Here is an 11,638-nt window from a genome sequence, read left to right on the forward strand (position 1 = left end):
GGTTTTCCTTTGATGCTTGCCCCAGGCTCGGCCGCCCTTGATGCTGCGATGGAAGAAGAGGACTCAAGGGGCTGAGCGCATGCATGTTGTTCTGCTGGAGACGGCATCCATCAGAGGTTTTGACATCGTCGCCGAAATGGCCGACGACGGGATCGAGGTCAGCTTCGTCACGGAGCGCCTGGACGCCTACCGCGGCAAGCCCGGCTTCGAGCTGATCCGCCGGGCCGCGCGGGTGGTGGAGGTACCGGAACTGGCCGGCTGCCACGACCTCGCCGCCCGGCTCCACGGCAGGCTCGGCCCCCACCGCCCCGACGGCGTGATCTGCCGGGACGAGGTCCACCTGCACAGCGCGGCGCTGCTCGCCCGCGACCTGGGGCTGCCCTACGAATCGCTGGAGGCGGCGCGGCTGCTCGGCGACAAGGCGGCCGTACGGGAACGGCTCGGGAAGGCCGGTATCGGCTCCCTGCGCTGGCGCCGGGCGCTCACCGAGGAGGAAGGGCTCGCGGCGGTCGAGGAGATCGGCCTGCCGTGCGTCGTCAAGCCGACGGCGGGCGGCTGGTCGGTCGGGGTCACCGTGGCCTGGACCCGGGAGCAGGCGGCCGGCGCGCTGGCCGAGGTGCTCGGCGTACCGCTGGGACCCGGCGGGGAGCCGCCGGTGGCCCTCGTGGAGGAGTACGCGGTCGGGCGGCACGTCAGCGCCGAACTGCTGGTGCAGGACGGGCGCACGGTCCTGCTCGGCTTCGGGGAGCGGATCCCCGCGCCGGCCGGGACCACGGCCGAGCTGGGCGGGCACTTCCCGGCCCGCTTCGAAGGGCTGGGCGCCGCACGGCGGTTCGTCCTGGACGCGGTGGAGGCACTGGGCATCCGGGCCAGCGCGCTCCACGTCGAACTGCTGATGACCCCCACCGGACCGGAGCTGATCGAGGTCAACGGCCGGATCGCCGGGCACGTGGTGACCCGTCAGATGTCACTGGCGCTGGGCCGGTCCATCGCCCGGGACCTGGTGGCGCTGGCCACCGGGACGCCGGTCGGGGACGAGGCGCCGCCGGTGGCGACGGTGGCCCTCCACACCCTGTGGAGCGAGAGCGACGGGATCGTACGCGGCTGCGTGCCGGAGCTGTCCGAGCTGCCCGCCGGGGTGATCGACTGCCAGGTGGGCGTCGGCACCGGGGACCGGGTCCCGGCGCTGGCCACCAACCACGACCGGTTCGGTTATCTGATGGTGCGGGGCGCCGACGCCGCGCAGGCGGCCGGTGTCGCGGCCGAGGCGGCGCGGCGGGTGCGGGAATCCTTGCGTATCGAGCCCATCGCCCCCGTCGCCCCGGTCACCGAGGCCGGCGCGGCTCCGGGCGCGGCTCCGGGCGCGGCTCCCGCCGGGGGTGGTGAGCACCTGGTCCTGCTGCTGGACGGACAGGACCCGGTCGAGCGGATCACGGCCGCCGCGGGTGCGGTGACCGGGCGGCTGACGGTGCTGCGGCGCGACGAGCTCACCTTCGAGGAGGTGCGGGACGCCTTCCGCCGCGCGCACGCCCGTCACCCGGTGGCCGGAGTGCTGTCCTGGTCGGCGGCGTACGAGGGGGAGGCGCGGCGGCTGCGCCGGCTCGCCGGCGCCCCCGCCGGGGCAGCCGGTTCCGGGCCGTCCCGGGAGCTGGCGGACCTGGCGGAGTTCACGGAGCTGAAGGAGCTGGAGGAGCCGGGCCACATCAGTGATCCCGTGCACACCGTACTGGCCGTCGCCGGCCCCGGGCGGGTGGATGTGCTCGCCGTGGTGGACGAGAGCGGCGACCAGGGGGTCGGCGACGAGGGGACCGAGCGGCGGATGACCGCCGGGGCGGTGCCCGAGCGGCTCACGGCTCGCGCCGTCGACGCGGTGCGGGCGGCCGGGACCGAAGGGCCCGTACGGGTCGTCTTCGCCTCCGGCGGCCGGGATCCGCACGTGCTGCCCGGTTTTGACGAGCCGGTCCTCGACCTCTACGACGCCGTCCACCGGCGGAGCCTGGTGACCGCGGCCGCCGAGAGCGCGCTGGGCCGGCCGGTCCGCCCCGCTCTGCCCGACGCCGCGCGGGTCGCCGTCCAGCGGTTCCTGCCCGCCGGGTCCGGCCGCTTCCGCATCCTCGCCGCGACCGTCGCCGAGGAACTGTACGACTGGCCCGAGCTGGCGAGCGCGCGGACCCCGCTGGGCGGCGACGGCACCCACACCGGCCCCGCCCTGCGCCTGGTCTGCACCGTGGCCGCGCCGAGCACCGTACGCGCCGAGCAGGCGGCCGCCCGCATCGAACGCTCGCTGGTGTGGCGCACCGAGCCGGCCGACCGTACGCACGTCCTGCTGCTGGACCGGATCGGTCCGTCGGTGTGGACGCGGGACGACGGCACGCCGCTGCTGGACCCGGACCGGTTCCGGGTCAGCGTGCTGGGCCCCGGCGCGGCGCACGGCGGGGGAGCCGCCACCGACTTCGCCGCGCAGACGGACGTGTTCGACGCGCAGGCGGTACGGGCCCACGCGGGCGCGGTGAACGCGCTGCACCCGGTGGACCGGGTCGCCACCGTCTCGGAGCGGTTGCAGCAACCGGCGGCCGACCTGCGGAAGATGTTCGGCGCGGCGGGCGACGACCCGGCCACCGCCCGGAAGTTCGTCGACAAGGCGGTGATGAAGCGCATCGCCCGCCGGGCGGGGATCCGCACCGCCGACGGGCACCTCGTGCACACCCCCGAGGACGTCACGGGCCTCTTCGCCCGGCACGGCAAGGTGGTGGTCAAGCCGCGCGACGGCTCCGGCTCCTTCGGCGTGTCCGTCCTGAGCGACACCGCCGGGGTGGAGCGGTGGGTACGCGAGGAGTTCCGGCCCGGCACACACCTCTGCGAGGGGTTCGTGAGCGGCGACATGTGCCACATCGACGCCGTGCTCCACGAGGGCGACGTCGTGTGGGACGTGTCCCGCTACGAGACGGACACCCTGGCCGTCGCCCGCTCCGAACCGCTGTCCTCGGTGACGGTCGCCGATCCCGCCGTGCGCGCGGCCGCCCACGAGCTGCTCGGCCAGGTCATCGACGCCTGGCAGGTCAGGACGGGGGTGCTGCACCTGGAGGCCTTCGTGGACGAGACCGGTTTCACCTTCTGCGAGGTGGCGGCGCGGCCGGGTGGCGCGGGCATCGCCGAGGCGTTCCGGGCCACCACCGGCATCGACCTGGACCACGCCAAGATCCTCACGGACGCGGGCGTGGACCCGAGGACGGGGCGGCGGGCGCCGGCGGGCGCCTACGCGGGCTGGACCGTGCACTACACCGGCGGCGGGATGCTGCTGGACTTCGACGACTCCGCGGTCGAGGAGGACAGCTACTTCCGGTCCGTGGCCTACCGGATCGGCGATGTCGTTCCCGCGCAGCGGTTCTCGGGGTCGGGCATCAGCACGCACGTCTTCGCCCACGACTCCCACGCCGAGGTCAGGCGGCTCGTCGCCCGGGCCGAGCGCGAAGTGCGCCTGGTCGTCGGGCCGCAGCCGCAGCCGCAGCCGGGGCAAGAGCCGGGGCCCCAGCCGGGGCAGGGGCCGGGATCCGCGGGGGCCGTACGGTGATCCTCGGCATCCTCGGCAGCTCCGCCCCGGATTCGGTCTCGCGCCGGGTCCTGGAGCTGGCCGCACACCGCATCCGGGCGGCCGGAACCCCGTACGAACTCCTGGACCTCGGCGTCGAGTTCCCCGAACGCCACCGGCTCGCCGACTACGACGACCCGCCGCCCGGCAGCCAGAGCGCCGCGCTGCGGGCCCGCATCGCCGCGTCGAGCGGGGCCGTCCTGGCCACGCCCGTCTATCACGGCTCGTACAGCGGACTGCTCAAGAACGCGCTGGACCACCTCGCCGGCGACGCCCTGGCCGACCGGCCGGTCGCCCTCATCGCCGCGGGCGGCGGGCCGCGCGGTGCGGGGACGGCCTGCGACCAGATGCGGTCGGTGGTGCGGGCGCTCAGCGGCTGGGCCGTGCCCACCCATGTGGCCGCCACCGCCGGGGACTTCACCCCGGGAGAGCCGTTGGAGGGGCTGCGGGAGCGGATGGACGACATGGTCGCCGAACTGCTCTCCTTCCGCTCCGCCCGCCGGCCCCGCCGGACGCCCGCGGCGGAGCCGGTGCGGGAGCTCGTACGGGATCTCGTACGGGAGCCGGTACGCGACCCCCTGAGCGGACTCGCGCCGGACCCCGCACGGGAGGCCCCCCGCGCCCCGCGCGCCCACGAACACCGCACGCCGCCGCCCCTCATCCGTCTTTGACCCCACGCGTCCGCGAAAGGACCAGCCATGACCACCCGCACCCCGCACCTCCTGCTGATCTCGGGCATCGGCGGCCACGCCCCCGAGGACGCGCTGGACTCGCTCTCCCGCATCAGCACGGCGGTTTCCGTCGTCCACATCTCGGCCTGGGGCGACCCGGAACCGGTGCGGGCCGACTGGGCCCGGCGCGGACTGGAGGGCGAGTTCCTGACCGCGGCCGGTCTCGACGAGGCCGTGACCGCGGGCCTGGCCCTGCACGAGCGGCGCACGCTGTCGGGGATCGTGACCTACTCGGAGCTGCTGCTGCGCCCGCAGGCCGAACTGGCCGAGCGGCTCGGGCTGCCGGGGAACTCCCCGCGGGCGGTGACCGTGGCCCAGTCCAAGTCCCTGCAGCGCCAGGTCTTCGCGGAGCAGGGCGTGCCCTCGCCGCGGTTCGCCGTGGTGCGCGAGGAGGCGGACCTGGCGCGGGCGGCCCGGGAGATCGGCCTGCCGGCCGTCTTCAAGCCCTCGCTGGGCGCGGGCAGCCAGAGCGTGCGGCTGGTGCGTACGCGGGAGGAGCTGCTCGCGGCCTACCGTGACGGGCGGGCCGCGACCTCCGCCTTCCTCCAGGAGGAGGACGTCTTCCTGCTGGAGGAGCGGCTGGAGCTGGAGGCCGACGGGGACAGCGGCTGGGCGGCCTACTGCAGCGTGGAATCGCTGCTGGCCGCGGGTGAGCGCCACCATCTGACCGTCACCGACCGGCTGCCGCTGACGCACGGGTACGCCGAGGAGGGCACCTCGATGCCGTCACGGCTCGACGCGGCGGCCCAGGCGGCCGCCGTGGACTGCGCCGACCGGGCCATCGCGGCCATCGGACTGACCACGGGGGCCGTGCACACGGAGATCGCGCTGACCCCGCAGGGTCCGCGCGTGATCGAGGTCAACGCCCGGGCGGGCGGACCGATGCCGCTCATGTTCGAGGTCGGGGCGGACTACGACTACGCCGGGCAGATCGCCCGCAGCGCGCTCGGGCTCGCACCGGACGACACGCCGGAGTTCAGCAGGGCCGCGCTGGTGCGGATGGTGCCGATCCCGGCGGGCGAGTGGCGGGTGACGGCGCAGACCCCGAAGGAGGAGGTGCTCGCCGCCTTCCCCGAACTGGTCTACGTGGCACCGCGGTTCGCGCCGGGCGGGCAGGTGAGCCGCAACCGGACCCTGCACCTGGTGACCTTCCTGCTCAGCGCGCCGACACCGGATGAGGCCCGTGCGCTGGCCGACCGCGTCGAGCGGGCCCTCGGCATCGAACTGGAGGAGGCCGGCGCGCCGCCGGCCGTGGCGCGGGCCGCCTGAGCCGGCGCCGCACCCCTTCTCCCTCATACGTTGGGATCGCTCTGATGAAGAAACGCTTCTACGCCACTGGACTCTCCGACGCCGTCGGACTGGGCATGTACCTCTCCCTGTCCGTCCTCTTCTTCGACAAGGCCGTGGACCTGCCCAACACCCAGATCGGGCTGGTCCTCGGCGTCGCCGGCATCACCTCGCTGCTGGGCGCGATGCCCATCGCGCGGGCCGCCGAACGCTTCGGCACCCGTACCGTCCTGACCGTCCTGTTCCTGGTGCGGGCCGCCGCCTTCCTCGCGCTGTCCGTCTCGCACTCCTTCACCACCGCCCTGCTCGCCTCCGCGGTGGCCGGGATCCTGAGCCGGGGCATCAGCCCGCTCATCGAGTCGGGACTGATCGCCCGGGCCACCAACGAGGAGGCGGTCGGGGCCCTCGCGCGGCTCCGGTCGCTGCGCAACGCGGGCATGGCGGCGGGAGCGCTGCCCTCGGGGGCGGCCATCGCCATCGGCGAGCCGTGGGCGTACCGGGGGGTGATGGTGCTGTCCGCGGTCCTGTTCGTCGGCTGCGCCCTCGTCTGCCGGACCTTCGGAGACAGCGGGCACACCGCCGGCACCGGGCAGGACCAGCCCTCGCGCACCAGCGTGCTACGCGACCGGGTCTTCCTGCGGATCACCGCCCTGTACGGGGCCCTGACCATGTCCGCGCTCGTTCTCGGACTCGGCGTCCCGCTCTGGGTGGTCCAGCAGACCCAGGCCCCGGCCTGGACGGTCACCCTCATCCAGGTCCTCAACACCGCCCTCGTCGTCGTGCTCCAGGTCCGCGTCAGCAAGGGCTCCGAGTACCTCGGCAACGCCCGCCGGATGATGCGGCGCGGCGGCCTGCTGTCGGCGCTGGCCGCGCTCCTCGTACCGCTGACGGCGCTCGGCGGGGCAGGCGCGGACCTGGCTCTGGTAGTCGCAGCCGCGCTGCTCTTCTCCCTCGGGGAGCTGTACATCATCTCCGGCACCACCGGCGCCGCTCTGCTGCACATCCCCGAGGGGCGCAAGACCGGCTACCTCGCCGCCTTCAACCTCGGTTTCGCCGTCACCACCGTGGTGGGACCCCCGCTCATCACCGCTTCCGTCGGCTGGGACCTCTGGGGCTGGCTGGGCTGGGGGGTCTACTTCACTGTCGTGGGCCTGATCGCGATGCGCGTACCGGCGCCCCGGCAGGCCGGCGCCAAGGCGCCGCAGGCCGTCGGAGCCGGCGCGTGAGGCGGGACGGGGAAGGGCTGGAGCGGGCCCCGAACACTCCCCTCTGCGCGGCTTACCGCCATCCTCGGACGACACGCCTCAACCCGTCTGCCGCTGCTGCCGGATCTCGGACGGACTGCCGGTCCCAGTTGCCGCCCGGCTGCGGGATGCGGCGTGGTCGGCGCCGATCGCGACGGTGTGGGCGGCCGAAGCGAGGGTGAGGTGGCGGTGCCAGCCCTGGAACGAGCGGCCGGCGAAGTCGCGCAGACCGGCCCGCTCGCCGGTGGCGGCGCTGTCGAAGGCGGTGCGCTGGGTGAGCTTGGCCAGCCGGGTCAGCCCGTCGAGCGAGGTGGTGGTGAGGTCCGTGAGCCACAGGTCGCTCGGCGGGCCGTTGCGGTTGGTCCACTCGCCCATCAGCAGCCACTGCTGCGGGCCGGAGACCGAGCGGCGGGCCTGCGGCAGCTCGACGCGGATGCCCGCGACGAGGCTGGTCCGCACGACCGGCGTACCGGAGGAGCCGTCCAGCCACTCGACGGGCCGGCGCAGCCCGCGTACGTGCTGGAGCATGTCGGCGACGGGGATGGGGCCCGCGCCGTAGCCGGGCATGGCCGTGTCGGCCACCCGCAGCTGGTCCATGGCCCGCAGCCGGGCGATGACGGGCACGCCCGCCGCGTGGAAGCGGCTCAGCACGGCGCTGCTGACGAAGTCGCGCGACGGCAGGATCACCGGCCGGCGCTCGCCGCCCCACTCCAGGACCTCCAGGGCGGCGGCCGCGGCGCACTCGCCGGGAGACTCCTCCTCGACCCAGTCGGGGATGTCGGCGCGGCGGCGCTTCTCCTCGTCCTGGAGCCAGGACGGGGAGAGGAACAGCCGCCAGTTGACGGGGGCGCTCATCGCCTCGGAGGCCATCCACAGCCCGTAGGAGTGCTGGCCGTGGACGGAGTGGCCGAGCTCCGGGACGAAGCGGCGGTCTATGCCCACCGACTGCTCGCCGGCCTTCTGGATCGGCATGGACCGGATGACCCAGGCCTTCGGCTGGACCAGGCCCTCCACGTGGCGGGCCAGTGCGATACGCATCGGAGCCCAGTTCCAGGTGGACTCGGTGATGAAGTGGTGCAGGGACTGCTCGGTCCCGGCCCCGCCGACGACCGTGGCGAGGTTGCGGATGGACTTGCGGCCCTCCGCGTACAGCAGTCCGCGCAGGTACTGCTCGCCGCGGGTGCGCTGGTCGCTGCGGCGCAGCGACTTGAAGAGCTGGGGTGCCAGCTCCGAGATCATTGCTTCGAGGATCCGCTCCCGCGGGTCCGCCGCCACGACGGGCGTCGCGGGGGCCGGGGGAGCGGGGGGCACCTGTACCGAAGGGGGGACGGGTGCCTGGTAGGCGCTGTGCGCGGCGGCCGGCCGGGTGCCGGAGTGGGTCGCCGCACGGCGCACTGTCCGCCGTGTGGCGCCGAGGCCGAAAGTCTTCATCGCTGCTCCTGAGTCCGAGTCAGGAGGCAACTGTCCGAGCCGGTGTTCCTACTTCGTTCCCTCTTCGCTACCCCTCTGGCCGGTAACGTGCATAGGATCCGGCGAATGCTCCCCATCGGGGGGTATTGAAGGGGGGCAGGGTAAGAGGGCCATGGGGAATTCGATGGAAAGCCAGGTGCGCTTCAATATCCTCGGACCGCTCGAAGGATGGGCGGACGGATCGCGTTTGAGGCTCGGCGGTCAAATCCACGAGCGAGTATGTGTCACCTTGTTACTGGAACCCGGAAATGTGGTCCCCGTGACCCGGCTCGTCGAGGCGGTCTGGGACGAGGAACCGCCCGTGACCGCTTCCCATCAGATCCGCAAGGCCGTGGCCGATCTGCGTCGCCGGATCCCCGGCGGCGGCAAGGTGATCGTCACCGACGGTCCCGGCTACCGGGCCGAGGTGGGCGGTGACCGGCTCGACCTCAACCTGTTTTCCGGCCACGTACAAGAAGCCCGGCACGCCGCCGCCGCCGGCCGCATTCAGGACGCGGCCGACGAACTGCGCGCCGCCCTCGCCCTGTGGCGCGGCCCCGTCATGTCCGGGGCCGGCGGCTCGGTGGTGGAGGCGGCCGCCGCCGTACTGGAGGAGCGCCGCCTCGGCGCCGCCGAGCAGCTCTTCGAGCTGCGCCTGGCGCTCGGGGAGTCCGGGGAGCTCATCGGCGACCTGCGCACCCTCATCGCCCGCCATCCCCTGCGCGAGACGCTGCGCGGCCATCTGATGCTGGCGCTGTACCGCTCCGGGCGGCAGGCCGAGGCGCTCACCGAGTACGCGAAGGTCCGCGAGCTGCTCGTCGAGGAACTGGGCATCGACCCGAGTGCGCAGCTCACCAAGATGTACGAGGACATCCTGCGCGCCTCGCCCGACCTCACCGGCCCGGCCGCCCCGCTGCCCGCCGCTCCCGCGGCCGCCGTCCCGAGCGCCGCCCCGGCCACCGCCGAGGACGCGGACGCGGCGGCCGTCCCCGCCGGCGCCGCCCGCGGGGCCGCCCGTACGCGGGCGCCCGCGGGCTCCCGCGGGCCGGCCCCCAGCACGCTGCCGCCCAACCTGCCGGACTTCACCGGCCGCGAGCGCGAGCTGGCCGAGGTCCTGGAGGCCTGCCGCCAGGACGTGGGCGAGGGCCCGCGGGTCATCGCCGTCGACGGCATGGGCGGCTGCGGCAAGACCGCGCTGGCCGTCCGCACCGCCCACCGGCTCGCCGAGGAGTATCCCGACGGCCAGCTCTACGTCGACCTGCGCGGCTTCACCCCCGGGGAGGAACCCCAGCGCCCGGCCGCCACCCTCGGCGGCCTGCTGCGCGTCCTCGGGGTGCCCGCGGACAGCATCCCGGAAGACGAGGCCGGACTGATCGGGCTGTGGCGGGCCACGCTCTCGGGCCGCCGCCTGCTGTTCCTGTTCGACAACGCCTTCGACGCCGGCCAGGTGCTGCCGCTGCTGCCGTCCTCCGCGGAATGCCTGGTGCTGGTCACCAGCCGGGCCCGGCTGCTCGACCTCGACGGCGCCGAGTGGATCTCGCTCGACGTGATGCCGCCCGAGGAGAGCCAGGTGATGCTGACCGAGCTGCTCGGTGACGACCGGGTGGCCAGGGAGCCCGAGGCCGCGGCCGAGCTCGCCGAGCTGTGCGGGCACCTGCCGCTGGCCCTGCGCCTCGCGGTCGCGCGGCTGCGCAACCGGCCCCGCTGGACGGTCCGCTACCTCGTGGACCGGCTGGAGGACGAGACCCGCCGGCTGGACGAGCTGAGCGCGGGCGAGCGCAGCGTGGCGGCGACCCTGAGCCTCTCGTACAAGGCGATGGAGGAGGAACTGCGGGCCGCCTTCTGCCTGCTGGGCCTGCATCCGGGCGCGGAGGTCGACGTCTATTCGGCGGCGGCGCTGCTGGACACCGGGGTGCGGGACGCGGAGGACATGCTGGAGGACCTCCTCGACATGCACCTGCTGGTGCAGAACGAGCCCGGGCTGTACGCCTTCCACGACCTGGTGCGCACGTACGCGCTCTCGCTCGGCGACGGCCCGCGGGGCGAGCAGGGCCGGGCGGCGGGCAGCAGGCTGCTCGGCTACTACACGGGCGCCACCGAGTCCGCGTGCGTGGTGCTGTTCCCCAGCCGCCGCAGCATGAAGCTGGACGAGCTGGGGGTCGACTACGCGCTGCCGCCGATCACGCGGGAGGACCGGGCGCTGGAGTGGTTCGACCGGGAGTCCGCCGGTATCCAGACGCTGCTGGCCCGCGACGGCCACGAGACGCGTCCGCAGCAGGTGTTCGCCCTGGCCCGCAACGCCTCCTTCCACCTGAACTTCCGCGGCCGCTTCACCGAGTTCGAGGCGGTGTGCCGGGCCGGTCTGACGGCGACCCGCAGTATGGGTGATCCGCAGCTGATCTGCCGGACCCTGAACAACCTGGGCGTCGCGCGCTGGAAGCTCGGCCGGTTCGCCGAGGCGGTGGAGGCGGGCGAGGAAGCGATCGACTGGGCCAGGAGGGCCGGTGACGTGGAGGACGAGGCGGTCAGTCTCGGAGTCCTCGGGCTGGTCCACTACGCGCTGGGGAACCTGACCAGTTCCTACGCTTACACGATGGAGGCCGTCCAGGCACTGGACGGGCGGGGTTCCACGATGCCGCAGCAGCGGGTGGAGGACCTCAACACCGTCACCACCGTGTGCCTGGCGCTCGGCCGCCACGACGAGGCCGCCGACGCCGCGCGCCGGGCCGTCGAGCTGTGCCGGGAGTTCCACCACCCCGACCTGGAGGCCACCGCCTGGACGGGGCTGGCCCTGACGCACCGCGCCCTCGGGGAGTTCGAGGAGGCCAGGCAGAACCTGAGACGGGCCCTGTCACTCAGTGCCTCCTGCATGGCGGAGACCCTGGTGCTGACGCTGGCGGTGTCGGCGGATGTGTGTGACCTGCTGGGTGACACGGAGCAGGCGCGGGAGTACGAGGCGATGGCGCTGGAGCTCATCACCCCGACCACGCCCCCGCAGCGCCGCTCGCGCGTGGACAACCTCCTGGCCCTGCGGCACCGCCGCCACGGCCGGTACGAGGAGGCCCTGCGCCTGCACGGGCGGGCACTGGCCTGCGCCGAGGGCGCGGGATACCGGGTGGAGATGGCCCACGCGCTCAACGGGATGGCGGACGCGGCGGAACGGCTCGGCCAGTCGGACGCCGCGGGCTACCGGGAGCGGGCGCAGACGCTCTTCGAGGCGATGGGCGTACCGCCCCTCGGCCGCCGGACGGCCGTCTGAGCGTCGGTTCCGGTACCGGGTGTTGCCGCACGAACGCCCGGACCTCTGCGATGACCTTCGCTCCTCGTTGCCGATGCCC

At 74.1% G+C, this 11,638-nt stretch carries 6 protein-coding genes; 5 read left to right on the forward strand and 1 reads right to left on the reverse strand.

The genetic code is table 11. The features are described from left to right. Positions 1-79 precede the first annotated feature (79 nt). The 4 genes from ACWDX7_RS27040 to ACWDX7_RS27055 are packed head-to-tail and all read left to right on the forward strand — an operon-like array spanning position 80 to position 6,833. On the forward strand, positions 80-3,571 hold the full coding sequence (locus tag ACWDX7_RS27040) for an ATP-grasp domain-containing protein (protein WP_451493048.1): 3,492 nt from the start codon (positions 80-82) through the stop codon (positions 3,569-3,571). After that, the gene (locus tag ACWDX7_RS27045; RefSeq protein ID WP_451493049.1) at positions 3,568-4,260 is read left to right on the forward strand and encodes an NADPH-dependent FMN reductase; all 693 of its coding nucleotides are present in this window, start codon (positions 3,568-3,570) and stop codon (positions 4,258-4,260) included. Before ACWDX7_RS27040 ends, ACWDX7_RS27045 begins: the two co-directional genes overlap by 4 nt. A gap of 27 nt (positions 4,261-4,287) precedes the next feature. Further along, positions 4,288-5,589, forward strand: a complete 1,302-nt coding sequence (locus ACWDX7_RS27050) for an ATP-grasp domain-containing protein (protein ID WP_451493050.1) — start codon at positions 4,288-4,290, stop codon at positions 5,587-5,589. A gap of 44 nt (positions 5,590-5,633) precedes the next feature. Beyond that, complete coding sequence (locus ACWDX7_RS27055; protein ID WP_451493051.1) at positions 5,634-6,833, forward strand: MFS transporter; 1,200 nt, start codon at positions 5,634-5,636, stop codon at positions 6,831-6,833. Between the two features lie 78 nt (positions 6,834-6,911). Here ACWDX7_RS27055 and ACWDX7_RS27060 read toward each other — a convergent pair whose 3' ends face one another. After that, positions 6,912-8,090, reverse strand: a complete 1,179-nt coding sequence (locus ACWDX7_RS27060) for an IS701 family transposase (RefSeq protein ID WP_451493053.1) — start codon at positions 8,088-8,090, stop codon at positions 6,912-6,914. Between the two features lie 532 nt (positions 8,091-8,622). Here ACWDX7_RS27060 and ACWDX7_RS27065 point away from each other — a divergent pair. Beyond that, positions 8,623-11,559 carry an AfsR/SARP family transcriptional regulator gene (locus ACWDX7_RS27065; RefSeq protein WP_451493052.1) on the forward strand — a complete coding sequence of 979 codons (2,937 nt, stop codon included), beginning with the start codon at positions 8,623-8,625 and terminating at the stop codon, positions 11,557-11,559. Positions 11,560-11,638 lie beyond the last annotated feature (79 nt).

The sequence above is a fragment of the Streptomyces sp. NPDC003034 genome (assembly GCF_053591375.1).